Origin of the sequence: Nocardia sp. NPDC058519 (assembly GCF_042719755.1) — a bacterium.
Lineage (GTDB): Bacteria > Actinomycetota > Actinomycetes > Mycobacteriales > Mycobacteriaceae > Nocardia.
In genome coordinates this window covers 175,929-198,775 of sequence record NZ_JBHXNK010000003.1, presented here as the reverse complement: position 1 = coordinate 198,775, position 22,847 = coordinate 175,929, and the positions used below count along the sequence as shown (strand labels likewise).

Genomic DNA, 22,847 nt, shown 5'->3' with positions numbered 1-22,847 from the left:
AAATGTCCATTGGCACTATCTGTCACCCGGGCGGGTCTCGTTACACAGCCGAGACCATGCACCTGACCGCCCGGCCGCCAGCGCCGGTCTACTCGTCGCAAACCATCGCACCAATCTACCGGTGTGCCCGCCCCGCAACCAACCACCTCCATAGCTGGCAAGCATCGCCCCAGGTGAAGCCCCCGACCCGCGTTTGCTGACGCTTGTCTGCGTTCTCACATCCCCGCCGGATGACCTGTGCACAGCGGGAACTGAGTGATGGCTCACACCGATCGGTCTGCTGTTGCGGCAGTGGGTGTTACCGGGTCCTGGCCGGGTCGTAGAGGTGGGACTGGGCGCAGTCGATGGACGTGGACAGCGCGCGGCCGACCAGGATCACCGCGGCTTGACGCAGGCCCGCCGCCTCCACGTGGTCGGCGATGTCGGCCAGGGTGCCGCGCAGGACGAGCTGTTCGGGCTGGCTGGCGCGATAGACGACGGCGACCGGGCAGTCCGCGCCGTACTCGCCGACCAGCTCCTCGGCCAGCACTCTGATCCGGGTGATCGCGAGGTGTAGGACGAGGGTCGCGCCGGTCGCGGCGAAGTTCGCCAAGGCCTCACCTTCAGGCATCGCGGTGGAGCGAGCCTGTGTTCGGGTGAGGACTACCGACTGGACGACCTCCGGGACGGTCAGCTCAGTGCCAAGGGCAGCTGCTGCGGCCGCGTAGGCGGGGACGCCCGGAGTGATGTCCCATGCGACGTTCTCGGCGTCGAGCCTGCGAGTCTGCTCGGTAAGGGCCGAATAGATCGAGGGATCGCCCGAGCACAGCCGTGCCACGTCCTGGCCGGCCTTGTCGGCACGCACCAGGTGGTCGATGATCTGGTCCAGGTCCAGGTGCTGGGTGTCGATCAGTTCCGTGCCAGGCGCGCAGTGCGCGAGGACCTCGGGATCGAGGTACGTGCCCGCGTAGAGGCAGACCGGACTGTCGCGCAGGAGGTTGACCGCTCGCACCGTGAGCAGGTCGGCGGCGCCGGGGCCTGCCCCGATGAAATGCACGGTCATGCCCAGGAGTGTAAGGACCGCTGCTAGCCCGTCACAGCCCCGGTGCGTTCGAATCGAATGTGGCGATCCCGAGCGCCTTCCAAGCGGTGAGCAACTTCCTGTCACCCGATGCGGCAACCAGATCAGGGTCCTCGAGTTGCGCGGCAGCTGCACAGTGGACGGCGTCGTAGCCGCGCAGCGCGTATCGCTCCGCCAACGCAGCCGCCGATTCAGCCAGCTTCTCGTCCACCTCTGTCACATTGATCTGTTGCCAGAAGTCGTCCCGCAGGCGCGAGGCCGCACGGAACTGAGATTCGTCGAGTCGGCCCATCCGGTGTGCCTGAGCCAGCGCCGCTGCCGATTCGACATAGAGCAGCCGAGACGAGACCACATCATCGGCGAGGTCCCAGAATCGTTTACACGCGGCACTGCTCGGCTCAGCGACCAGCAGCGGGAGGAACGCCGAGGTATCGAGGTAGCCGATCACCGGCGCTGATCGTCGATCAGGTCAGAGACGATTCCGCTGCCCTGAACCGGCTCCGCCGCGGGCTGCTTGCGCTTTCGGGCAGGCTGAACCCGACCTTCGGCCCGCAACTGCTCCAAGGAGGTCAGCCGATCAACGGGGACGATCCGGGCGATCGGCTTACCGTGGTCGGTCACTGTCACAGTCCGGCCCGCGCGCACGTCGGCCAAATGGCTGCTCAGGTGGTCCCGCAGCTCCCGCACACCGATCTCCATGACGCTCCTTATTGTGGCCATAAATACTTCCGCTATTGTAGCCACACATCGGTTCTCGACAGATGACAGCACCCGCTAGCCGCCCTATCGAAGTGCGCGGCGACCTCCGCCGGCAAGACCCCAGCTGATGATCGGCCGAGAGATGGAGACAAGTAGGTTCTGTGTCGGACGGCTGGCGCGCAGGCGACGACGAAACGGGGTTCCGCGATGCGGGTGTCGGGCAGGAGCGGTGGGGTGCGTAGCGCAGGTGTTTGCGCGGTTGCGGTCGTGGCCGCGGCGTTGGTGGCAGGGTGCTCAGCCGACAAGGTGGCGGGTAAGGCCACCGCTTCGGGGGACAGCTTCGCACCGTCGGAGGACAATCAGGATCCCTCGCTACAGATTCGCGGCGTCGTTGTCACCGAGATCGCGCCGGGGCAGCAGCATGTGCGCCCGACCCAGCGAGTCGCCTACCCGTCGATCCCCCCGGTGGGCGGACCGCACGACGCGCAGTGGGCGGCCTGCACCGGCGTCGTCTATTCGAAGGCCCTACGCACCGAGAACGCGGTGCACTCGCTCGAACACGGCGCGGTGTGGATCGCCTACGACCCAGCGAAGGTGAGCCCGCAGGATCAAGCCCTGCTGAGCGCGAAGGTGACCGACCGGCAATACACCCTGATGTCGCCCATCCCCGAGATGGACCACCCGATCTCGTTGCAGTCGTGGGGCCACCAGCTCACCCTCGACTCCGCCACCGACGAACGCATCGACCAGTTCATCGTCGCCCTCCGCGAAAACCCTTACACCACACCAGAAGTCGGAGCGACCTGCTCGTCCCCACTCTTCGACCGCAACGATCCCCCACCCTACGACCCGACCCCGCCCGGCCCTGACGCGGTCCCGATGGACGGCGCCCGCTAGCTCGTCATATCGAACTGCGCGACGACCTTCGTCGGCCGCACCCGCACCACGAGTTCACCGGGAACCCCGTTGCGCTTACCGAACTCCGCCGCCCGATCCTGACCCATGTATCGAGCACCGATGGCGGTAGCGGTACGCACGAGCTCATCGAGGTCCTCGGACAACGTGACCGTCCCCTGCACCTGAACCAGCGCATACGGCGGCTCCTCGAGATCAACACTCAGCGCGACACGAGGATCACGCGCGAAAGCCCGCCCCTTGGCCGTGTTCTCACCCGTATTGAAAACCAGCTCATCACCTTCGACGATGAACCACACCGGCGTCACCAGCGGACGCCCATCCGCGCCGGCGAACGCCACCTTGCCAGTTCGCGTGCCGTGGGAAAGAAACTCGCGCACCCGAGGATCCGACAGGGAAGCCATGCGCCCAGGGTAGGCCAACAAGACCCCACCTCGCGGTACCGACCGGCCGGTCACTCACGCCGCACGAACACTCATCTCTACATGCATCCCGGCCGCGACGACCATATTGACCAGCGCGTCCAAGCTGAACAGGCTGATCTTTCCCCGCATCAGATCCGACACCCGAGGCTGTGTCACGCCGAGCCGCTCGGCAGCCGACACCTGCGTCCAGCCGGAACTCTCGATGTGCTCTGTCAGAGCGATCATCAGCCGCGACCGCAACCGCATGTTCTCTGCTTCCTGTGGGGTGTCCTCGATCGCATCCCACACGCTGTCGAACGTCTCGTCCGCCATCAGCGCTCTCCCTTCCTGCTTGCAAAACCGGCCCTTGCGTATCGCTTCGTAGCCAGCGCCAGATCAGAATCCGATGTCTTCCGAGTCTTCTTCTGAAAGCAGTGCAGCACAAGGATGCGGTCATCAAGCGCTGTGCCAACGAACTCGAGTCGCTTCACCGATCCAAGTATACAAATATTTGTATACTTTGCAAAGCTGAGATCAGCATCGAGTTGGCCCGACCCAACGATGGGTTCAGATCGCACCGCTCTCGCGTGCGGTGGCGACGGCGGAGGTTCGGGATTTCACGCCCAGTTTGGCGTAGATGTGGACGAGGTGGGACTTCACTGTTGTTTCGCTGAGGAACAGTTGTTTGGCGATGTCGCGGTTGGACAGGCCTGCGGCGACCAGGCGCAGGACTTCTACTTCGCGGGGGCTCAGGGTGGTGTCGGCTCGGCGGACTCGGGTCATCAGGCGGGAGGCGACGGTTGGGGAGAGGACGCTTTCGCCTGCGGCGGCGGCGCGGACGGCGGCCAGGAGTTCGGTGGGTGGGGTGTCTTTGAGGAGGTAGCCGACGGCGCCCGCTTCGATGGCGCCGAGGATGTCGGCGTCGGTGTCGTAGTTGGTGACGACGAGGACGTTCGGCGGGGTGGGGAGGGCGCGCAGGCCCGCGGTGGCGGAGGCGCCCGAGCGGCCGTCGCCGAAGCGCAGGTCCATCAGGACCAGGTCGACGGGTAGACCAGCAAGATGACAGCTCGCGTGAGCGACCTACCAGTCACTCACGCCGCACGACCACTCATCTCCACAGCATCCCATCCGCGACAACCATATTCACCGTTCATTGCCTGCCATAGAGCTCAGCACGCCGACCGCTGACCAGCGCGGCGAGGCGGTCGGTGGTCTTGTCGTCATACCCGATCGCATCCATTCTGCACAACCACGGTTCCGCACTGTCGATGATGCGAGTCAGGCTTTTGGTGATGGCACGCTCGGGAACACCGAGACGGTCGGCCGCATCCAACCACCAGCGGCGGGTCAGCTTGGCCGCGCGCCCATATAGCTGCAGAGCCATCGGGTCGTTCCACCCGAGATATGGCTGGGTACTGAGCAGGTCGTAGGCGGGTGTCACGCCCCATAATCCGTCTGTGTCGCGGCGAATCGATAGGTTCTTGCCGTGCAGGTCCCCATTGCCGATGAGGTAGCTGAATGCCGCGATTTCCAGCATCCGCAAGCTGGCGAGCCGATATGAACCTCCGCCTTCCCTGACCGCACTCGCAAGCCCGATAATGGCCTCCTGCATGGACATTCGATACTTTGCCGCCGGGTACCGGCCCAGCACCTGGCACGCATCTTCCTGCGCCAACCGGCGGATGGCCGCGGTGTCGACAACGCGATCGAATCTCTCGACGAACAAGGCTTTACGCCCTGTTCTATCGACTCCGAGACGGTGGTTCGGCACCGAAATCCCCGCATCGTGAGCCATGTTCAGAAAGAACTCTTCATTATCGACGAGAAGTGGATATTCCGCCGGGTCGAGTTTCAGAATGGCCGGGCCGCCTGTGGTAATCACGGGCGTTGAGAGCATCTCCGCCGAGACCTTCATCTGCACTCCGGGCAAGGCTGTTCGGTCGATCATTTCGAGATCGCCCGCCGTGGCTCGGGTGAACAGCTCCGCAAAATCTACGGCCGTAGAATCTTCTTCATCGAATATCGGTAGTGGTGACTGGGGCGCAATCCCTGCTGCGACAACCTGAACATCGCCGATGGTGTCGGCGCCGACACTGAGCAGAATGGTGAAGTGATCGTCTTCGCTGGTCCGATTAGCCCTGGTAACCGCACCGAGCCGGACACCTTCTGGTAGCAAACCCGCGAAGAACGGTGGAACCGATCCCCCGGTCGTACGGAACATCCCCGTCGATTTCGGCAACGAGTACGCGACCGATGGAGCGACAGGATCGTCGCGATACTCTGCGGCGTAGGTGAATGTCACGTCATCGCGCTCACGCCGAAGCCACCCGGCGAACCGGCCGTTCTTGTACACATCGGCGACCTCGACCGTGCGCAGGTCGACCGCTCCAAGGGAAGAGCTCACCGCGCACCGCCATCCGAGATTCTCAGTGCGACTTCATCTTCCGGAAGTTCGCTCGTTCTAGCGAAGGGCATGCCAACCATCGCGAGACCGAGTGCGTCGAGCACGCGCAGCGTCACCTGCAGGGTGACGGTGTGTGCTCCAGCCTCGAGAGTCCGCACGGTCGAGACACCGACATCGGCCAGATCTGCCAGATCGGCCTGAGTCATCGCGAGCTGATGGCGCCGCTGGGCGAGGTACTCACCGAAGTCAGCGAGTGGGCCGCCGTCAGCACGCGCTCGAACCCTTGGTTTCGCCCTACTCACCAGCACCCCTATCACTGCCGTGGCAACCTTTATAGAAGGCCGCCACCGGTTGCTCTGCAAGTTCGAAGTTCGAATCATTTTATCACTGCGATAACAATGTTAAGCCGTCTACTGACGCAAGCGCCTTACCCCCGGGCTCCAAACACTGCTATCGCAACGATAGTTAACGTAGAAGGTCACTCCGACTCTCCGGACCGCGCCGCCCGGAGATAGGCGTCGAAGTGGGCTGACCCATCGAGGTTCTCGTCCTGGCCTGCCCTGAATCGTTCGAGATCCATCGGCGGCAGATCTCCGAAAGCTGCGAGCAGCTCATCGACCGGCGCGACGTCGACCAGGCGCGGTCATATCGCGCCCTGAGCGCGGGCCGTCGCCACGGCGGAGGTTCGGGATTTCACGCCCAGTTTGGCGTAGATGTGGACGAGGTGGGACTTCACTGTTGTTTCGCTGAGGAACAGTTGTTTGGCGATGTCGCGGTTGGACAGGCCTGCGGCGACCAGGCGCAGGACTTCTACTTCGCGGGGGCTCAGGGTGGTGTCGGCTCGGCGGACTCGGGTCATCAGGCGGGAGGCGACGGTTGGGGAGAGGACGCTTTCGCCTGCGGCGGCGGCGCGGACGGCGGCGAGGAGTTCGGTGGGTGGGGTGTCTTTGAGGAGGTAGCCGACGGCGCCCGCTTCGATGGCGCCGAGGATGTCGGCGTCGGTGTCGTAGTTGGTGACGACGAGGACGTTCGGCGGGGTGGGGAGGGCGCGCAGGCCCGCGGTGGCGGAGGCGCCCGAGCGGCCGTCGCCGAAGCGCAGGTCCATCAGGACCAGGTCGACGGGAGTGGCGGCGCAGAAGGCCACTGCCGCATCGGCATCCGCGACGTCGCCGACCACGGTGATGTCGTCGGCGGCGTCGAGGAGCGCGCGGAGGCCGGCGCGGACGATGGCGTGGTCGTCGGCGAGGAGAAGGCGGATCACGAGGCTGCTCCGAGGGGGAAGGACACCGTCACGGCTGTGTGGCCGGGTTCGGATTCGACTGTCATCGCGCCGCCCTGTTGTTCGACGCGGCTGCGCATGGCGGCGAGGCCGAACGCGCCGGAACGTGGTTGGCGCAACACATCCGGGTCGATGCCGATGCCGTCGTCGACGATATCGAGGTGCGCGTCGGTGTCGTCGTAGGTGAGGGTGACCCGCATGCGCGCGGCCCGCGCGTGCTGAACCACATTGGCCACCGCACTCTGCGCGATCCGCACCAGCGCCGCCTCGACCGGCATCGGTAGTCGCTCCGGTTCACCCTCGACGAGCAGCTGTGTGGTCAGTGTCGGCGACTGTGCGCGAAGGCAAATCCGTTCCAGCGCTTGGGCGAGCGATTGCCCATCCAACGCCGCCGGTGACAATTCGTCTATGAGCCTTCGGGTTTCGGCCAGATCCCCCGCGGCGGTCTCCCGCGCGAGCCGAATGCGATCCAGCGCAGGATGATCCGGTGCGGCCTGTTCGGCCGCGTGCAGGAGCAGCTGGATACTGCTCAATCCCTGAGCGACGGTGTCGTGGATCTCCTTGGCCAGGCGTTCACGTTCGGCGAGCTTGCCCGCGGTGCGTTCCTGCTCCGCGAGAATCGCTCTGGTGCCGATCAATTCGTCGATCAGCCGCTCCCGTTCGACAGCCTCGCGATGCAGCGCCTGATACCCGAGCCCGATCCCGATCGCGACCAACGCACCGAGCGCGGGCCCGACCACCGCACCGGCCGACCATCCGCGATGCGCCGCGAAACCCAGCACCCCGACCCCGGTAGCGAGTACCACCGCGATCAGATTCCATGGACGCGGCAGCAGATGCAGATAGACGAAGAACAGCCCGAACGCGAGATAGACGGCATCGGGCGTGAGCGCGAGCAGGGCCAGCCACAGCGCGGTGAGCACGGCCAGCCAGATCCACACCGCGCCCGACCATCGATGGGCAGAAGCGTCACCAGCGGCCGGCTTCGCCGACACACCACCAGCAACCGCGCGATAGCCCCGCACTACTCCGGCAGCACCGGATTCCGCACGCTCAGCTGAGCGGCGGGGAAGCTCGGTCCCGGCGAAGTAGACGAGCAACCACACCGCCGTCAGCGCGACGACCGCGGCACCGTGGCCGCCTCCGTCGGGCAGCAACGCGCGCACCGCGACCACCACCGCCAGTGCCGTCACCAGCACATGCAGGCCAAGCCGCAGCGTGGTGACCACCGGGGTCAAAGGGGACGAGTGCACGCCGACCAGCTTATGTGCGGCAACCAGGCGGGCATCCATCGAAAGATGTAAACGGCGGCAGACCTTGGATGGACGGCGTTTCGTGCGCCGGTGCGATGGCGTCGACGGCCCGCGCGGACAGAGTGGAGTCATGTTCGTCGCACTCCGAGATCTGCGGGCCGCTCGTGGCCGCTTCCTGCTCATCACCACCGTCGTGCTGCTGGTCGCGGTGCTGGTGAGTTTCCTCAGCGGTCTCACCGCCGGGCTGGCGCACCAGAACATCTCCGCGGTCCATGGCATCGACGCCGACCAGGTGGTTTTCGCCGAGACCGGGGCCGATCCGTCCTTCGATTCGTCGGTGCTCACCGAGCAGCAGATCGCGCAGTGGCAGTCGGCGGGCGGAATCGATGCCACGCCGATCGGCATCTCGCGGACCCGGGCCGAGCACGCGGGTGCGAGCCCGACGCAGGTCGCGTTGTTCGGCGGCGACCCATCGGCGTTCAGCAATCGCCCTGCTACCGCGCCCGGTGCGGTGGTGCTGAGTGCGGCGGCGGCGCGTGACCTGTCCGCGGGCACCGGCGATATCGTGCTGCTGGCAGGCCACGAGTTCACCGTCGCCGACGTCGCCGGTGACGAGTGGTACAGCCACACGCCGGTGATCTGGACGAGCATGCAGGACTGGCAGGCCGCCAGCCCCCGCTCGGGAGCCGCGACAGTGCTCGCGATAACCGGCACCCTCGACAGCGGCAGTCTCGACGCCGAAGCGGGAACGCGGCAGGTACCGGCGAAGGACGCCGTGCAGGCGATCGGTTCCTACCAGGCCGAGAACAGCTCACTCACCCTGATGACCTTGTTGCTGTTCGCCATCTCCGCCCTGGTGATCGGCGCCTTCTTCACCGTCTGGACCGTGCAGCGCCAACCCGACATCGCCACCTTGAAAGCCCTCGGCGCGACCACCGGATCGCTGGTCCGCGATGCCCTCGCCCAGGCCGCGATCGTCCTGATCGCAGGCGTCGCCGCAGGTCTGTCGATCACCGCCGCTACCTCGCTGTTCCTCGGCGACGCAATGCCTTTCGTGCTCAGCCCCGCGACCACCCTGGTGCCCGCACTGGCCCTGATCGTGCTCGGCCTGGCCGGCGCCGCTGTCGCCCTGCGCTTCCTGTTCACCACCGACCCGTTGACCGCGCTCGGCGCGACTCGCTGAAGGACTTCCCATGGCGCTCACCCTCACCGATGTGACCCTCACCTACCCCGACGGCGCGGGCCGTCTCACCGCGCTGGACCAGGTGAACCTGCACGTCCCCGGCGGCACGATCGCCGCCGTCACCGGCCCGTCCGGCTCGGGCAAATCGAGTCTGCTCGCCGTCGCCGCGACTCTGATCCGACCCGACTCCGGCACGGTCGAGCTCGACACCGATTCGGGCACCACAGATCTCGCCACACTGAGCCGACGTGCGGCCGCGACAGCTCGCCGGACCTCGATGGGCATCGTCTTCCAGCAGGCCAATCTCATCCCCTCACTCACCGCCGTCGAGCAACTGGAAGTCACCGCTCACCTAGGCGGCCCGAAGCGGGCATCGCGTAGCGAAACCAGCACCCGCGCAAAGGAACTCCTGGAAGCTGTGGGCCTGACCGAACACGCCCACAAACGCCCGGCCCAACTCTCCGGTGGCCAGCGGCAACGCGTCAACATCGCCCGAGCCCTGATGAACAACCCAGCCCTGCTCGTCGTCGACGAACCGACCAGCGCCCTCGACTCCGAACGCGGCGCCGCCATCATCGACCTCATCACCACCATCGCCCGCACCCACCACGCGGCCACCATCCTCGTCACCCACGACCCCACCCACCTCCACCGCATGGACGCCGTCTACCGCATGACCGACGGCCGCCTCACCGGCATCGGCGTCCCCACGCCTGCCTGACGTCCCACCCCGGTGAGTCGAATTGTCTCGGCAACGTCGACCGCCGGGCAGACTGGGGCGATGAGCGATCCGAGGCATCTCATCGTGGTGGATGCGGCCAATGTGATCGGCTCGCGCGCCAACGGATGGTGGAAGGACCGCGCGGGCGCTGCTCGCAGGCTCCTCTCCGACGTGGCGGAACTGACCACGCGTCTGCCCGAATCCACCGAGATCACCGTTGTCCTCGAAGGGGCGGCCAGAGCTGCCGTCGACGGCGCCGAACCTTCCGCACCGCGCATGAAGGTGGTCCTCGCCGAGGGCTCGGGCGACGACAAGATCGTCGACGTAGTCGCCGAGACCGACTCCCACGAACAGATCACCGTTGTCACCGCCGACCGCGAACTCCGCACCCGAGTCGAGGACTACGGCGCCGAATCCGTCGGCCCCGGCTGGCTCTGGCGCCAGCTCGACTGATCGGGCTATCGCCGCTGGTCGTCGATCAGATCAGAGACCGTCCCGCTGGTTTGAATCGGCTCCGGAGCGGGCTTCTTGATTGCACGCATAGGCCTCGGACCGGGTAAATCCGGGGGGCGCGGCACCGGGACGACTGTCAGCAGGCCATCCGTCCCCTTGAAGTCGTCAGGGTTGGTGGTGAACAGAGGCAGCCGATGAGCAGCGGCGACGGCGGCGATCATCAGATCCGCTTCACGGCGACGCGGTTTACGCCCACTGGCGATAACTCCCGCTGCGATGAGCCCGTATTGCCGAGCAGCATCGGCATCGAACGGCAACGGGTCGAACATCGCCTCGGTTCGTTGCAACCGAGCGATGCGCAGCGCACGCTCCATCGCATCGTCAGTTTGGTGCACACCAGCCGAGAGTTCAGCCAGGGTGACCGCACTGGTCACCAGCTCGCCTGGAAGCACCTCACGCGGCAGACGTTCCAGATAGATCAGAATATTGGTGTCGGCGAGACCACGAAGATGGCGTGGGGTCATTCCGATTCCCTATCACCGTGCGCGCGCAGATAGGCGTCGAAGTGCGCCGCGCCATCGATGTGCTCGTCTTGGTCTGCCCGGAAGCGGTCGCTACTCATAGGCGGGAGATCGCCGAATGCTGCGAACAGTTCGTCGACCGGAACGGCGCGGCGCCGACCGGGTCCCGCAGGTTGCTGGATGTAACTATCGATGGCAGCTAGGGCAACCTGCTGCATCGATGTGTGTTCAGCCTCTGCGCGGCGCCGGAGTGCAGCAGTCTGTTCGTCGGACAACCGCAGAGTCATAGCCATGCGTTCATGATACCGCTCGGTATCACTTCCGACCAGCCTCAACGTCAAGCAAATGACGCTCGAGCACCCAGGGCGGCCAGGGCCATCTGACGCAGCACCGGGCGAGCCCGGGAAGCACTCGCGGCGCTGGCGCTGTGGGGGGTGGAGTTGATCAGGCCGAAGGCGGCGTGGGCCTGGATGCGGGCGGCTTCCTCGGGGAGGGCGGGGTTCAGTTCGCGGAGGACGCCTACCCAGATTTCGACGTATTGACGCTGCGTGCGGCGCAGGATACGGCGGTCGTTGGCGGGGACGTTGTCGAGGTCGCGGTCCTGGATGCGGATGAGTTCGGGGTTGCCGAAGGCGAAGTCGAGGTGGAAGTCGACCAGGGCGGGCAGTGCCGTCGAGGCCGACAGTGATTCGTCGACAACGGCGCGGCCGCCCGAGAGCAGGCGCTCACTGATGCCGACCAGGAGCTCGACCAGCAGCGCCTCTTTGTTCGCGAAGTGGCGGTAGACGGCGGGGCCGCTGATACCGACGGCCGCGCCGAGGTCGTCGAGGCGCACGCCGAAGAACCCGCGATCGGCGATCAGGCGGGCGCCCGCGGCCAGCAATTGTTCGCGACGCTGGGCTTTGAGCTGCTCGCGGCGGGTCACCTGAACAGGCTCGGTAGTCGACATCTGGCGGCCCCTCTGGACAACTTGGTTAGTCAAGATTAACCTGAATTTCAGTTATTGGCGATTAACCGAGTGAGAGAATGGCGCGATGACGGTTACGCACGAGACCGAAGACGGCACCCTGGCCGCGACGAGCAACCGGGACGCGCACGGTGCCCTGGTCGCCGATCTGCGGCAGCGGCTGGCCACGGCCGCCCTCGGTGGCCCGCAGAAGTCCCGCGAACGGCACGTGGCCAGGGGCAAGCTGCTCCCCCGCGAGCGGGTCGAGCAGCTGCTCGACCCGGGCAGCCCGTTCCTCGAGCTGGCGCCGCTGGCCGGAAACGGCATGTACGGCGACGAGTGCCCCGGCGCGGGCATGATCGCGGGCATCGGCCGCATCTCGGGCCGTGAGTGCCTGGTCCTGGCCAACGACGCGACGGTCAAGGGCGGCACGTATTACCCGATCTCGGTGAAGAAGCACCTGCGGGCGCAGGAAGTGGCCGCGCAGAACAACCTGCCGTGTGTGTACCTGGTGGACTCCGGCGGCGCCTTCCTGCCGCGCCAGGACGAGGTGTTCCCCGACCGCGAGCACTTCGGCCGCATCTTCTACAACCAGGCGAATATGAGCGCCAAGGGCATCGCCCAGATCGCGGCGGTCATGGGCTCGTGCACCGCGGGCGGCGCGTATGTGCCCGCGATGGCCGACGAGGCCGTCATCGTGCGTGATCAGGGCACCATCTTCCTCGGCGGTCCGCCGCTGGTGAAGGCCGCGACCGGTGAGGTCGTCACCGCCGAGGAGCTCGGCGGCGGCCTGCTGCATTCGCGGACCTCCGGCGTCACCGACCATCTGGCCGACGACGATCGCGACGCGCTGCGCATCGTCCGCAAGATCGTCGGCACGCTCGGCCCGAAGCCCGAGGCGCCGTGGGAGGTGCTGGCGAGCACCCCGCCCGCCAAAGACGAGGGCGAGCTCTACGACGTGGTCCCGGTGGACCCGCGCACGCCGTATGACGTGCGCGAGGTGATCGACCGGATCGTCGACGGCGAGGCCGGATTCCACGAGTTCAAGGCCGAATACGGCAAGACTCTGGTCACCGGGTTCGCCCGCATCCACGGCCATCCGGTCGGCATCGTCGCCAACAACGGCGTGCTGTTCGCCGAGTCCGCGATGAAGGGCGCGCATTTCATCGAACTGTGCGACAAGCGCAAGATCCCGCTGCTGTTCCTGCAGAACATCACCGGCTTCATGGTCGGCCGCGATTACGAGGCGGGCGGCATCGCCAAGCACGGCGCGAAGATGGTCACCGCGGTGGCGTGCGCGCGGGTGCCGAAGCTGACCGTGGTGATCGGCGGCTCCTACGGCGCGGGCAACTATTCCATGTGCGGGCGCGCGTATTCGCCGCGCTTCCTGTGGATGTGGCCGAACGCGCGCATCTCGGTGATGGGTGGCGAGCAGGCCGCCTCGGTGCTGTCGACGGTGCGCGGCGATCAGCTCGACAGCGCGGGAAAGCCATGGTCCGAGGAGGATCAGGAGGCCTTCAAGGCGCCGATCCGGGACCAGTACGAGACCCAGGGCAACCCCTACTATTCGACGGCGCGGATCTGGGACGACGGCGTCATCGCGCCGACCGATACGAGAACCGCGCTCGGCCTTGCCCTTTCGGTGTGCGCCCAGGCGCCTCTCGAACCCGTTTCCTACGGCGTCTTCCGGATGTGAGCGACATGCTGAACAAGAACCACCCCGTCGAATTCGACACCGTCCTGGTCGCCAACCGTGGCGAGATCGCGGTGCGCGTCATCAAGACCCTGCGTGCCATGGGTATTCGCTCGGTCGCGGTCTACAGCGACGCCGACGCGGACGCGCGCCACGTGCGTGAGGCCGATATCGCGGTGCGGCTCGGGCCCGCGCCCGCGCGAGAGAGCTACCTGTCGATCGAGAAGGTCGTCGACGCCGCTGTTCGCTCCGGAGCGCAGGCTGTGCATCCGGGTTATGGCTTCCTGTCGGAGAACTCGGCCTTCGCGGCAGCACTCGCCGACGCGGGCATCGTGTTCCTCGGGCCGTCGGCCAAGGCCATCGAGGTGATGGGCGACAAGATCACCGCGAAGAAGACGGTGACGGCCTTCGGGGTTCCGGTGGTGCCCGGCATCGCCGAACCCGGCCTGACCGATGACCAATTGATCGCCGCCGCGGCGGAAGTCGGCTACCCGGTACTCGTCAAGCCCTCCGCCGGTGGTGGCGGCAAGGGCATGCGCCGGGTCACCGACCCCGCCGATCTGCCTGCCGCGCTGGTGAGCGCTCGGCGTGAAGCCGGTGCGTCGTTCGGCGACGACACCCTGTTCCTGGAACGGTTCGTCAACCGGCCGCGCCATATCGAGGTGCAGATCCTGGCCGACAAGTTCGGCAATGTGGTGCACCTGGGTGAGCGCGAATGCAGCTTGCAGCGCAGGCATCAGAAGGTTATCGAGGAGGCTCCGTCACCACTGCTCGATCCCCAGACCAGGGCCCGGATCGGCACCGCCGCCTGCAATACCGCCCGCAGCGTGGACTACGTGGGCGCGGGCACCGTGGAGTTCATCGTCTCGGCCGACCAGCCGGACGAATTCTTCTTCATGGAGATGAACACCCGTCTGCAGGTGGAGCATCCGGTGACCGAGATGGTCACCGGTGTCGACCTGGTGGAATGCCAGGTGCGGGTTGCCGCTGGCCAGAAGCTGGCGCGCACCCAGGACGAGATCCACCTCGTCGGGCACGCCATCGAGGCGCGCGTCTACGCGGAAGATCCGAGCCGGGGGTTCCTGCCGACCGGCGGCACCGTGCTCGCCCTGTCGGAGCCGGACGGCGCAGGCGTGCGCGTGGATTCGGGGATCTCGGTCGGCACCGTGGTCGGCAGCGATTACGACCCGATGCTGTCGAAGGTGATCGCGCGGGGCACTACTCGTGCCGAGGCACTCGCCGCGCTGGATCGCGCACTGGAACAGACTGTGCTGCTCGGCGTGACGAGCAATATCGAATTCCTGCGCTTCCTGCTCGCCGACGACGACGTGCAGGCCGGCCGTCTCGATACGGCGCTGCTGGATCGGCGCGTCGCCGACTTCGTGTCCGCCGAGGTCACCGATGCCGAATTCATCGCCGCCGCAACACATCACTGGTTGCGACGCTGGCCCGCCACCGGCGGCGACCCGTGGTCGACCCCCTCGGGATGGCGCCTCGGCGCACCGGCCCCGACCTCGATCCGACTGTCCTCGGGCGATCAAGTACGCCACGTTTTCATCACTGGCACACCGGCTTCGGCGACGGTCTGGCTCGACGAGCAGGAGCCACACACGCTCACGGCCGCCGTCTCGGCCGACGGTCTCGCATCAACGCTCGACGGACTGCGGCGCACCTACCGCATCGCCGAGGCCGACGGTCAGCTGTGGGTGAGCCACGACGGCGGCCTCGCCGTCCTGCGCGAGGTCGCCGAGGCGAGCGTGCGTGGCGATGACACCCACGTCGGGGACGCCGAGATACGCAGCCCCATGCCGGGCTCGGTGATCGCGACACCGGTCGAGAACGGCGCGACCGTCGCCGTCGGCGATCCGGTGATCGTCATCGAGGCCATGAAGATGGAGCACGCGCTCACCGCGCCGGTGGCAGGCACGGTCGAGGTGCTTGCCGTCCCTGGCGCCCAGGTGAAGCTGGACCAAGTACTGGTGCGTGTCCTCGCCCATCCCGTTGAGAACGAAGCGGCAGCAGACAGTGCTGTCACCGCAGCAGAAACCGAGCGCGAAGGAACCCTCGCATGACCGACTACCTGTCCACCGGTTCGCTCCCCGACGAATATCGCCAGCTCGCGCTGACCGTCCGCGACTTCGCACAGCAGGTCGTCGCCCCGGTATCGGCGAAACACGATGCCGAACACAGCTTCCCGTACGAAGTCGTGGCAGGCATGGGCGAGATGGGGCTGTTCGGCCTGCCGTTCCCCGAGGAGTTCGGCGGCATGGGCGGCGACTACTTCGCCCTGTGCCTGGCACTCGAGGAGCTCGGCAAGGTCGACCAGAGCGTGGCGATCACCCTCGAGGCAGGTGTCTCGCTCGGCGCCATGCCGATCTACCGCTTCGGCAACGACAAGCAGCGCAACGAATGGCTGCCCCAGCTCACCAGCGGACAGACGCTGGCGGGCTTCGGGCTCACCGAACCCGACGCGGGCAGCGACGCGGGCGGCACCAGGACCACCGCCGTACAGGACGGCGAGAGCTGGGTGATCAACGGCAGCAAGCAGTTCATCACCAACTCCGGCACCGACATCACCCGGCTGGTCACCGTCACCGCGGTCACCGGGCAGGCCGGTGGCAAGAAGGAGATCTCCACCATCCTGGTGCCGACCTCCACGCCGGGTTTCGTGGCCGAACCCGCCTACAACAAGGTCGGCTGGAACGCGTCCGACACCCACCCGCTGAGCTTCACCGATGTGCGGGTGCCGCAGGAGAACCTGCTCGGCGAGCGCGGTCGCGGCTACGCCAACTTCCTGCGCATCCTCGACGAGGGCCGCATCGCCATCGCCGCGCTGGCGGTCGGCGCCGCGCAGGGCTGCGTCGACGAGAGCGTGCGCTACGCGAACGAACGCCAGGCCTTCGGGCAGGCCATCGGCCGCAATCAGGCCATCGCATTCAAGATCGCCCGGATGGAGGCGCGAGCCCACGTCGCGCGCACCGCCTACTACGACGCCGCCGCGTTGATGCTGGCAGGCAAGCCGTTCAAGAAGGCCGCGTCGATCGCGAAGATGGTCTCCAGCGAGGCCGCGATGGACAATGCCCGCGACGCCACCCAGATCTTCGGCGGCAACGGCTTCATGAACGAATACCCGGTGTCCAGGCACTACCGTGACAGCAAGATTCTGGAAATCGGCGAGGGCACCACGGAGGTACAGCTGATGCTGATCGCAAGGGAGCTCGGTCTGTGAGCGAAAACCGGCGGATCGTGCAGCGTGGTCTGTGGTTCGAGGAGTTCGAGATCGGCACGATCTACGAGCACCGACCGGGCCGCACCATCACCGAGGCCGACAATGTCCTGTTCACCACGCTGACCATGAACACCCAGGCCCTGCACCTGGACGCGGCCTTCGCCGACGCGCAGCCGCCGTTCAACCAGCGCTTGGTGAACTCGATGTTCACCCTGTCGACACTGGTCGGGCTCTCGGTCGCCCAGCTCACGCAGGGCACACTGGTCGGCAACCTCGGTTTCTCCGAGATGACCATCCCCGCTCCGCTGTTCCACGGCGACACCATGTACGCCGAGACGCTGGTCACCGACAAGCGCGAATCCAAGAGCCGTCCCGGCGAGGGCATCGTCAGCCTGGCACACACCGCACGCAACCAGCACGGCGTGATCGTGGCGACCGCGGTGCGCAAGACACTGGTCCGCAAGGCACCCACAGCATGAGCGGTCATGGCACCCGCCGAAAGGACGCAGTATGAGCTGGCAGCCCAGTGGTCCCGCGTGGCTGTTCTGCCCGGCCGATCGCCCCGAACGCTTCGCGAAGGCCGCCGCGGTGGCCGATGTGGTGATCCTCGATCTAGAGGACGGCGTCGCGGCGGGCGACAAGGCCGCGGCCAGGCAGGCGCTGATCGAGACCCCACTCGACCCGCAGCACACGGTGATTCGCGTCAACGCGGCCGACACCGACGAGTACGCGGCCGATCTGGCGGTACTCGCCCGGACCGCCTACCGCCGGATCATGCTGCCCAAATGTGAGTCGGCCGAACAGGTTCGCAGCCTCGCGGGCTATGAGGTGATCGTGCTGGTCGAATCGCCGCTCGGCGCGGTGCGGATCACCGAGTCGGTGCAGGCAGACAATGCCATCGGCGTGATGTGGGGCGCCGAGGATCTGGTCGCCGGGCTCGGCGGCAACTCGAGCAGGCATGCCGACGGCAGTTACCGGGAGGTCGCCCGGCACGTGCGCTCGTCGACCCTGCTGGCGGCCAAGGCTTTCGGCCGCTTCGCCCTGGACTCGGTGTACTTGGACATCAAGGATCTCGCCGGCCTCGCCGCGGAGACCAGCGATGCGGTCGCCGTCGGTTTCGACGTCAAGGTCGCCATCCACCCGAGTCAGGTCGCGGTGATCCGCGACGGCTTCGCACCCGATCCCGCCGAGCTCGACTGGGCACACAGGGTGCTGGCGGAGGTGCCCAACCATCGCGGCGTCTTCGCGTTCGAGGGTCGGATGGTCGACGCGCCGGTGCTGCGGCACGCCGAACAGATCGTCCGGCGCGCGGGCGTGCCCGGCTGAACATCGGGTAACCATCTCCCGATATCCGAAGTAGTCCAGTTCGAGGAGGACATCCGGTGCAACCGCAATGGGTACCGAACGCACACGACGTCGCGTCGGCCCGAATCACCGATTTCGCCGCCTTCGTCACCGCGCGAACCGGCGACGAATACCCCGACTACCAGGCCCTGTGGCAATGGTCGGTGGATGACATCGCCGGCTTCTGGCAGGCCGTGTGGGACTACTTCGAACTCGGCGAGACCGCCGGTGAGGTCCTCGGCTCGCGCGAGATGCCGGGCGCGGAGTGGTTCGCGGGCACCCGGCTGAACTATGTCGACCAGATCATCCGGATGGCCCAGTTCGGCCGCCCGGCGGTCATCGCCCTGCACGAGGACGCCGAGCCCGAGGAAGTTTCCTGGGCCGAATTGATCGAGCAGGTCACGGTTTTCGCGCGCACCTTGCGTGAGCAGGGCGTCGAAGCGGGCGACCGGGTGATCGGCTACCTGCCCAATATCCCGGAAGCGATCGTCGCCTTCCTCGCCACCGCCAGCATCGGCGCGGTGTGGAGCGCCTGCGGTCAGGACTATTCCGCCAAGGCCGCGCTGGACCGGCTCGGCCAGCTCGACCCGACGGTGCTGGTCACCGCCGACGGCTACCGCTTCGGCGGCAAGGAACACGACAAGCGAGCCGACATCGCGGCATTGCGGGATGGGCTGCCCAGCCTGCGCGCCACCGTCGTTGTCTCGCAGCTCGGACTCGAGGTGTCCGACGCGCTGCCATGGACGGACGCGGTCGCCGATGCCGGGCTCGGTGTGATCGAAACTGTCCCTGTCGATTTCGATCACCCGTTGTGGATCGTGTTCTCCTCCGGCACCACCGGACTGCCCAAGGGCATCGTCCACGGCCACGGCGGTGTGCTCCTCGAGCACCTGAAAGCCGTAGCGCTGCAATCGAACATGGGCCCCGACGACACGTTCTTCTGGTACACCAGCCCGAGCTGGATGATGTGGAACTTCCAGGTAGCGGGGCTGCTGACCGGCGCCACCATCGTCACCTACGACGGCAGCCCGACCGCGGGCGGACCGGATGCCCTGTGGCGCATGGCCGCTCAGGTAGGTGTCAGCGTTTTCGGAACCAGCCCCGGCTATGTGCTGGGCTGCATCAAAGCGGGTTCCGTGCCACGCGCCGATCACGATCTGTCGGCCCTGCGCTCGGTCGGCATCACCGGTTCGTCGCTGCCGGTGTCGAGCGCGCTGTGGTTGAACGAGAACGCGGGCGAGCATGTTCAGGTGAACTCGATCAGCGGCGGTACCGACGTGGTGTCGGCGTTCGTCGGCGGTGTACCGACCGTGCCGGTCTGGCCGGGTGAGCTGTCGGCGCCGTATCTGGGCGTCGCCCTCGCCGCCTTCGACGAGCAGGGCGAGCCCGTGCGCGGCGAGGTCGGCGAACTGGTGGTCACCGCACCCATGCCGTCGATGCCGGTCAGCTTCTGGCGTGATGACGACGGAAAGCGTTACCACGCGGCCTATTTCGACACCTACCCCGGTGTATGGCGCCACGGCGACTGGATCACTCTGACCGAACACGGCAGCATCGTCGTGCACGGCCGCTCCGATTCCACGCTCAATCGCCACGGCATCCGCATGGGCAGCGCCGATATCTACCAGGTCGTCGAACAGTTTCCCGAGATCGCCGAGGCGCTGGTGATCGGCGCCGAACAACCCGACGGCGGCTACTGGATGCCGCTGTTCGTCGTGCTCGCCCCCGGCGCGGAACTCACCGAAGACCTGAAAACCCGCCTCGCCACGGCGATCCGCACCGAGGTCTCCCCCCGCCACGTCCCCGACGAGATCCGCGAAGCCCCCGGCATCCCCCACACCCGCACCGGCAAGAAACTGGAAGTCCCCATCAAGAAGCTCTTCCAGGGCGCCGACCCCGCCCGAGTGGTCGAACGCAGCGCCGTCGACGACCCAGCACTGCTCGACTGGTATGCCCGGATCACCCCGCCCGACAAGGGCTAATACACTTCTCGTATGAATGTCAGCGATACTCGTGGGGCACGTGGGGTAGCTGGGACTGAAGTGCGGCGTAGGCCGAAGAATCGTCGGGCGCAGATCGCGGCGTCGTCGGCGGTCGCGTTCGGGGCCGCCGGGTATCACGGGGTGAGCATGGAGGACATCGCGTCCGGGCTGGGAATCAGCTCGGCCGCGCTGTACCGGCACTACCCCAGCAAGTACGCGTTGTTCCGGGAGGAGTTACTTCGGGTCGGGCAGGCGTTCACCGCGTCGATCGTGGTGGCGGCCGAGGACCCGCTACCCGCCGCACAACGGTTGCGGCACATGCTGACCGGACTGATCGGCGCGACCGTGGAGAATCGTGCGACGGTACGGCTGGTGCGATGGGAGGGCCGCTACCTCGAGCCGACGGATCGGGTGGTGCTCGACGAGCAGCAGAGTTCGGTGCTGGTCGCGCTCGACGGGCAGTTGGCCCTCTTGCGTCCCGAATTGACCACGGCTGAGCAGCGAATGGTCTCCACGGCGATCCTCGGCGTGATCACCAGCATCGCCGATCACCACGCCGCACTGCCCGTTCGCACGCTGAACAAGTTGCTCGGTTCGGCGTGTATGGCGCTGACCGACACCGAATTGCCGCCTGCCGCGACTGTTTCGGAGCAGGGCGCCCGCGCCGAGATCCCGGAATCGTTCAAACATGAACTGCTGCTCCGTAAAGCGGTGGAGCTGTTCCACAAACGCGGCTATCCGAACGTCAGCGTGGAGGACATCGCCTCGGCGGCGGGGTTGTCGGCGGCATCGGCGGTGTACCGGTTCTATCGCGGCAAGACCGACATCCTCGCGGCCGCGTTCCGGCGGGCGGCGGATCGGGTGTCCGGGGCGATCGGACCCGCTGTCGCGAGCACGCCCGACAGCGGCGCGGCGCTGGGTGTGCTGGTCGACCAGTTCGTCGCTGACACCTTCGACGAGCGGGCGCTTGCCGTCGTGTACTACGCCGAGTTCGGGCACGTGCCCGCCGAGGAACGCGCCGTGCTGCGCAATATCCAGCGGTTGAGCGTGCAGGAATGGGCGCGGCTGGTGCGCGATATGCGGCCCGAGCTCTCCGCGGCCGAGGCGCGGTTCCTGGTGCACGCGGCGTTCGCGATGGTCATCGACCTCGGTCAGAGCTTCGGCGACAACCCGATCGCGGGCCGGGCCAGGGTGGGTTTCCTGATGCGGCGGGTGCTGCTCGGCTGACCACTTCACCCGCCGCGGATGAGGCGGACCGCTCCCGGGGCGGCATACGCTCGGCGATCAGGCCGTCGAACGGAGCGTGCATGGATCCCCGCGCGAGTGCGCTGACCAGGCGATCGTTGCTCGGTCTCGGTGCCGCGGTCGCGGTGGGGGCGGTGTTGCCCGGGTGTGGTGGTGACTCGACGTTCGGGCCGATCCACCCCACCGGCCCTCCGGATGTGCTCGCCCTGGCGATCGACGCCTACATCTTCGGCTATCCGATGATCCTGCAGGACATGATGCGCGCGGCCAGCGCCCCGGCCAACACCCTCGATCACAGCGTTCTGCCCGACCCGATGGACCGTGGAGTGGCGCTGCTCAGCCACGACATGGTGTATTCGCAAGCGTGGCTCGACCTCACCGACGAGCCGCTGGTGCTGCAGATTCCGGGGATGGAACCCGACCGGTTCTGGCTGTTCCAGCTGGTCGACGGGTGGGCCGATACCGTGCACGATCTGACCAGTAAAGATCCGCGGACCACCGTGGACGCCGACGGTCCGCCGTTCACCTACGTCATCACCGGGCCGAAGTGGACGGGCGAGCTGCCCGCGCGGATGACCCGGCTGCACATGCCGTCGGCCCTGAGCACGATCGTCGGGCGAATCCAGATCAAAGGCACCGCGGACGCACCGAACGTCAACCGTTGGCAGCACGAACTGAAGCTCATCCCGTTGAGCGCCTGGCAACGCGGTGAATACGACAGCACGATCAGCCGGGTCCACGCGATCGACCGCGGACCGGAACCGCCCGTGAAACGGATCGCCGCCATGGACGGCCGCACCTACTTGAATCGCCTGTGCCGGCTGATGCTCAGCGGTCCACCCGCCGCCGCCGACGCACCGCTGATGGCCGAGCTGGCCGCGATCGACATTCAGCCGGGTGGGGTTGTCGACAACCTCCCCGCCGACGTTCTCGACGAAGCGGTCCGCCAGGCACAGCGCCGTATCGCCGACTGGACCGACCCGACCGCCCGCCACGCCAACGGCTGGGAGATCCCCGTCGACCTCGGCACCTTCGGCACCGACTATCTCCGCCGCGCGGCCACCACCAAACGCTCCCCCGCCCTTGCCCCCATTCGCGACGTCATCTACGCGAACCGGGACGCCCCAACCACCGACGGCCGAGGCAACCCCCTCCGCTACCGGATCCGCTTCGAACCAGGCCGATGGCCCCCCGTCGAAGCCTTCGCCTCGATCACCGCCTACGACCCCCAAGGCTTCCTGGTCCCCAACCCCGACCAGATCTACTCGGTAGGCCACTTCCCCACCGTGGTCGCAGCCCCCGACGGCTCCGTGGAACTGGCCATCCAGCAACAAGACCCACGCCCCGCCACCCCCACCGGCAACTGGCTCCCCATCCCCCGAACCGGAGACTTCTCCCTCACCATGCGCCTCTACGCACCGCGCGCGGACGCCCTCGACGGCAAATGGGAACCACCACCGATGACCCGAGTCGACTGAATCGACGTCGATCATCTGAGCGGCTCGATGACGAACGC

25 protein-coding genes and 1 pseudogene are annotated in these 22,847 nt (G+C 66.8%); 12 read left to right on the top strand and 14 right to left on the bottom strand.

Annotation, left to right across the window (positions count from 1 at the left end):
• Nucleotides 1-298 precede the first annotated feature (298 nt).
• From cobM to ACFWPK_RS05425, 3 genes are read right to left on the bottom strand one after another with little or no spacing between them, the layout of a single operon-like run.
• Nucleotides 299-1,042 carry a precorrin-4 C(11)-methyltransferase gene (gene cobM, locus ACFWPK_RS05435; RefSeq protein ID WP_378913335.1) on the bottom strand — a complete coding sequence of 248 codons (744 nt, stop codon included), beginning with the start codon at nucleotides 1,040-1,042 and terminating at the stop codon, nucleotides 299-301.
• Nucleotides 1,043-1,073: 31 nt separating this feature from the next.
• Entirely contained in the window at nucleotides 1,074-1,508 is a 435-nt protein-coding gene (locus ACFWPK_RS05430) for a type II toxin-antitoxin system VapC family toxin (RefSeq protein WP_378913334.1), read from the bottom strand.
• Nucleotides 1,505-1,759 carry a type II toxin-antitoxin system Phd/YefM family antitoxin gene (locus ACFWPK_RS05425; protein ID WP_378913333.1) on the bottom strand — a complete coding sequence of 85 codons (255 nt, stop codon included), beginning with the start codon at nucleotides 1,757-1,759 and terminating at the stop codon, nucleotides 1,505-1,507. Before ACFWPK_RS05425 ends, ACFWPK_RS05430 begins: the two co-directional genes overlap by 4 nt.
• A gap of 234 nt (nucleotides 1,760-1,993) precedes the next feature.
• Between ACFWPK_RS05425 and ACFWPK_RS05420 the strand changes: the two genes are divergently transcribed.
• A complete protein-coding gene (locus ACFWPK_RS05420) occupies nucleotides 1,994-2,656 on the top strand; it encodes a DUF3105 domain-containing protein (protein ID WP_378913332.1) in 663 nt (220 codons plus the stop codon).
• Here the strand turns inward: ACFWPK_RS05420 and ACFWPK_RS05415 are convergent.
• The 8 genes and pseudogenes from ACFWPK_RS05415 to ACFWPK_RS05380 form a co-directional block, all read right to left on the bottom strand.
• A complete protein-coding gene (locus ACFWPK_RS05415; RefSeq protein ID WP_378913331.1) occupies nucleotides 2,653-3,078 on the bottom strand; it encodes a PPOX class F420-dependent oxidoreductase in 426 nt (141 codons plus the stop codon). The genes ACFWPK_RS05420 and ACFWPK_RS05415 overlap by 4 nt on opposite strands.
• Nucleotides 3,079-3,132: 54 nt before the next feature.
• Nucleotides 3,133-3,411, bottom strand: coding sequence for a helix-turn-helix domain-containing protein (locus ACFWPK_RS05410; protein ID WP_378913330.1), 279 nt, complete (start codon nucleotides 3,409-3,411; stop codon nucleotides 3,133-3,135).
• Nucleotides 3,411-3,569 (bottom strand): type II toxin-antitoxin system RelE/ParE family toxin, encoded by a 159-nt coding sequence (locus ACFWPK_RS05405; RefSeq protein ID WP_378913329.1) that lies wholly within the window; start codon nucleotides 3,567-3,569, stop codon nucleotides 3,411-3,413. Before ACFWPK_RS05405 ends, ACFWPK_RS05410 begins: the two co-directional genes overlap by 1 nt.
• Nucleotides 3,570-3,645: 76 nt before the next feature.
• Nucleotides 3,646-4,122: pseudogene (locus ACFWPK_RS05400) on the bottom strand (LuxR C-terminal-related transcriptional regulator); the annotation flags it as partial.
• Nucleotides 4,123-4,228: 106 nt separating this feature from the next.
• The gene (locus tag ACFWPK_RS05395) at nucleotides 4,229-5,482 is read right to left on the bottom strand and encodes a type II toxin-antitoxin system HipA family toxin (protein WP_378913328.1); all 1,254 of its coding nucleotides are present in this window, start codon (nucleotides 5,480-5,482) and stop codon (nucleotides 4,229-4,231) included.
• Entirely contained in the window at nucleotides 5,479-5,862 is a 384-nt protein-coding gene (locus ACFWPK_RS05390) for a helix-turn-helix domain-containing protein (protein WP_378913327.1), read from the bottom strand. The genes ACFWPK_RS05395 and ACFWPK_RS05390 overlap by 4 nt, the downstream gene beginning before the upstream one ends.
• A 263-nt stretch (nucleotides 5,863-6,125) precedes the next feature.
• Entirely contained in the window at nucleotides 6,126-6,743 is a 618-nt protein-coding gene (locus ACFWPK_RS05385; RefSeq protein ID WP_378913325.1) for a LuxR C-terminal-related transcriptional regulator, read from the bottom strand.
• Nucleotides 6,740-8,014: a sensor histidine kinase gene (locus tag ACFWPK_RS05380; RefSeq protein ID WP_378913324.1), complete on the bottom strand. Its 1,275-nt coding sequence runs from the start codon at nucleotides 8,012-8,014 to the stop codon at nucleotides 6,740-6,742. Before ACFWPK_RS05380 ends, ACFWPK_RS05385 begins: the two co-directional genes overlap by 4 nt.
• Nucleotides 8,015-8,144: 130 nt before the next feature.
• Here ACFWPK_RS05380 and ACFWPK_RS05375 point away from each other — a divergent pair, with 130 nt between their 5' ends.
• From ACFWPK_RS05375 to ACFWPK_RS05365, 3 genes are read left to right on the top strand one after another with little or no spacing between them, the layout of a single operon-like run.
• Nucleotides 8,145-9,197, top strand: coding sequence for an ABC transporter permease (locus ACFWPK_RS05375; RefSeq protein WP_378913323.1), 1,053 nt, complete (start codon nucleotides 8,145-8,147; stop codon nucleotides 9,195-9,197).
• Nucleotides 9,198-9,207: 10 nt separating this feature from the next.
• The gene (locus tag ACFWPK_RS05370; protein WP_378913322.1) at nucleotides 9,208-9,918 is read left to right on the top strand and encodes an ABC transporter ATP-binding protein; all 711 of its coding nucleotides are present in this window, start codon (nucleotides 9,208-9,210) and stop codon (nucleotides 9,916-9,918) included.
• Between the two features lie 60 nt (nucleotides 9,919-9,978).
• On the top strand, nucleotides 9,979-10,371 hold the full coding sequence (locus ACFWPK_RS05365; RefSeq protein WP_378913321.1) for an NYN domain-containing protein: 393 nt from the start codon (nucleotides 9,979-9,981) through the stop codon (nucleotides 10,369-10,371).
• Nucleotides 10,372-10,376: 5 nt separating this feature from the next.
• Here the strand turns inward: ACFWPK_RS05365 and ACFWPK_RS05360 are convergent, their stop codons facing one another.
• Genes ACFWPK_RS05360 through ACFWPK_RS05350 form a run of 3 tightly spaced genes read right to left on the bottom strand, consistent with a single transcriptional unit; the run spans nucleotide 10,377 to nucleotide 11,841 of the window.
• Nucleotides 10,377-10,895, bottom strand: a complete 519-nt coding sequence (locus ACFWPK_RS05360; RefSeq protein WP_378913320.1) for a type II toxin-antitoxin system VapC family toxin — start codon at nucleotides 10,893-10,895, stop codon at nucleotides 10,377-10,379.
• On the bottom strand, nucleotides 10,892-11,185 hold the full coding sequence (locus ACFWPK_RS05355) for a hypothetical protein (protein WP_378913319.1): 294 nt from the start codon (nucleotides 11,183-11,185) through the stop codon (nucleotides 10,892-10,894). The genes ACFWPK_RS05360 and ACFWPK_RS05355 overlap by 4 nt, the downstream gene beginning before the upstream one ends.
• Nucleotides 11,186-11,229: 44 nt before the next feature.
• A complete protein-coding gene (locus ACFWPK_RS05350; RefSeq protein WP_378913318.1) occupies nucleotides 11,230-11,841 on the bottom strand; it encodes a TetR/AcrR family transcriptional regulator in 612 nt (203 codons plus the stop codon).
• A gap of 85 nt (nucleotides 11,842-11,926) precedes the next feature.
• On the opposite strand from ACFWPK_RS05350, the gene ACFWPK_RS05345 reads away from it, so the two are divergent.
• The 8 genes from ACFWPK_RS05345 to ACFWPK_RS05310 all read left to right on the top strand — a co-directional run bounded on the left by ACFWPK_RS05345 (nucleotide 11,927) and on the right by ACFWPK_RS05310 (nucleotide 22,809).
• Nucleotides 11,927-13,534 (top strand): carboxyl transferase domain-containing protein, encoded by a 1,608-nt coding sequence (locus tag ACFWPK_RS05345; protein ID WP_378913317.1) that lies wholly within the window; start codon nucleotides 11,927-11,929, stop codon nucleotides 13,532-13,534.
• A gap of 5 nt (nucleotides 13,535-13,539) precedes the next feature.
• Nucleotides 13,540-15,603 (top strand): acetyl/propionyl/methylcrotonyl-CoA carboxylase subunit alpha, encoded by a 2,064-nt coding sequence (locus ACFWPK_RS05340; RefSeq protein ID WP_378913316.1) that lies wholly within the window; start codon nucleotides 13,540-13,542, stop codon nucleotides 15,601-15,603.
• Complete coding sequence (locus ACFWPK_RS05335; RefSeq protein WP_378913315.1) at nucleotides 15,600-16,760, top strand: acyl-CoA dehydrogenase family protein; 1,161 nt, start codon at nucleotides 15,600-15,602, stop codon at nucleotides 16,758-16,760. The genes ACFWPK_RS05340 and ACFWPK_RS05335 overlap by 4 nt, the downstream gene beginning before the upstream one ends.
• On the top strand, nucleotides 16,757-17,239 hold the full coding sequence (locus ACFWPK_RS05330) for a MaoC family dehydratase (RefSeq protein WP_378913314.1): 483 nt from the start codon (nucleotides 16,757-16,759) through the stop codon (nucleotides 17,237-17,239). The genes ACFWPK_RS05335 and ACFWPK_RS05330 overlap by 4 nt, the downstream gene beginning before the upstream one ends.
• A gap of 31 nt (nucleotides 17,240-17,270) precedes the next feature.
• On the top strand, nucleotides 17,271-18,086 hold the full coding sequence (locus ACFWPK_RS05325) for an HpcH/HpaI aldolase/citrate lyase family protein (protein ID WP_378913313.1): 816 nt from the start codon (nucleotides 17,271-17,273) through the stop codon (nucleotides 18,084-18,086).
• Between the two features lie 56 nt (nucleotides 18,087-18,142).
• A complete protein-coding gene (locus tag ACFWPK_RS05320) occupies nucleotides 18,143-20,086 on the top strand; it encodes an acetoacetate--CoA ligase (RefSeq protein ID WP_378913312.1) in 1,944 nt (647 codons plus the stop codon).
• Between the two features lie 12 nt (nucleotides 20,087-20,098).
• Nucleotides 20,099-21,313, top strand: coding sequence for a TetR/AcrR family transcriptional regulator (locus ACFWPK_RS05315; protein WP_378913311.1), 1,215 nt, complete (start codon nucleotides 20,099-20,101; stop codon nucleotides 21,311-21,313).
• An 80-nt stretch (nucleotides 21,314-21,393) separates the two neighbouring features.
• Nucleotides 21,394-22,809, top strand: coding sequence for a DUF1254 domain-containing protein (locus tag ACFWPK_RS05310; RefSeq protein ID WP_378913310.1), 1,416 nt, complete (start codon nucleotides 21,394-21,396; stop codon nucleotides 22,807-22,809).
• Nucleotides 22,810-22,847 lie beyond the last annotated feature (38 nt).

Coding starts and splice junctions, on each gene's coding strand:
- cobM (WP_378913335.1), bottom strand. CDS start 1,042: ATGACCGTGCATTTCATCGGGGCAGGCCCCGGCGCCGCCGACCTGCTC.
- ACFWPK_RS05425 (WP_378913333.1), bottom strand. CDS start 1,759: ATGGAGATCGGTGTGCGGGAGCTGCGGGACCACCTGAGCAGCCATTTG.
- ACFWPK_RS05415 (WP_378913331.1), bottom strand. CDS start 3,078: ATGGCTTCCCTGTCGGATCCTCGGGTGCGCGAGTTTCTTTCCCACGGC.
- ACFWPK_RS05410 (WP_378913330.1), bottom strand. CDS start 3,411: ATGGCGGACGAGACGTTCGACAGCGTGTGGGATGCGATCGAGGACACC.
- ACFWPK_RS05390 (WP_378913327.1), bottom strand. CDS start 5,862: ATGATTCGAACTTCGAACTTGCAGAGCAACCGGTGGCGGCCTTCTATA.
- ACFWPK_RS05375 (WP_378913323.1), top strand. CDS start 8,145: ATGTTCGTCGCACTCCGAGATCTGCGGGCCGCTCGTGGCCGCTTCCTG.
- ACFWPK_RS05370 (WP_378913322.1), top strand. CDS start 9,208: ATGGCGCTCACCCTCACCGATGTGACCCTCACCTACCCCGACGGCGCG.
- ACFWPK_RS05365 (WP_378913321.1), top strand. CDS start 9,979: ATGAGCGATCCGAGGCATCTCATCGTGGTGGATGCGGCCAATGTGATC.
- ACFWPK_RS05360 (WP_378913320.1), bottom strand. CDS start 10,895: ATGACCCCACGCCATCTTCGTGGTCTCGCCGACACCAATATTCTGATC.
- ACFWPK_RS05355 (WP_378913319.1), bottom strand. CDS start 11,185: ATGGCTATGACTCTGCGGTTGTCCGACGAACAGACTGCTGCACTCCGG.
- ACFWPK_RS05350 (WP_378913318.1), bottom strand. CDS start 11,841: ATGTCGACTACCGAGCCTGTTCAGGTGACCCGCCGCGAGCAGCTCAAA.
- ACFWPK_RS05345 (WP_378913317.1), top strand. CDS start 11,927: ATGACGGTTACGCACGAGACCGAAGACGGCACCCTGGCCGCGACGAGC.
- ACFWPK_RS05340 (WP_378913316.1), top strand. CDS start 13,540: ATGCTGAACAAGAACCACCCCGTCGAATTCGACACCGTCCTGGTCGCC.
- ACFWPK_RS05335 (WP_378913315.1), top strand. CDS start 15,600: ATGACCGACTACCTGTCCACCGGTTCGCTCCCCGACGAATATCGCCAG.
- ACFWPK_RS05325 (WP_378913313.1), top strand. CDS start 17,271: ATGAGCTGGCAGCCCAGTGGTCCCGCGTGGCTGTTCTGCCCGGCCGAT.
- ACFWPK_RS05315 (WP_378913311.1), top strand. CDS start 20,099: ATGAATGTCAGCGATACTCGTGGGGCACGTGGGGTAGCTGGGACTGAA.
- ACFWPK_RS05310 (WP_378913310.1), top strand. CDS start 21,394: ATGGATCCCCGCGCGAGTGCGCTGACCAGGCGATCGTTGCTCGGTCTC.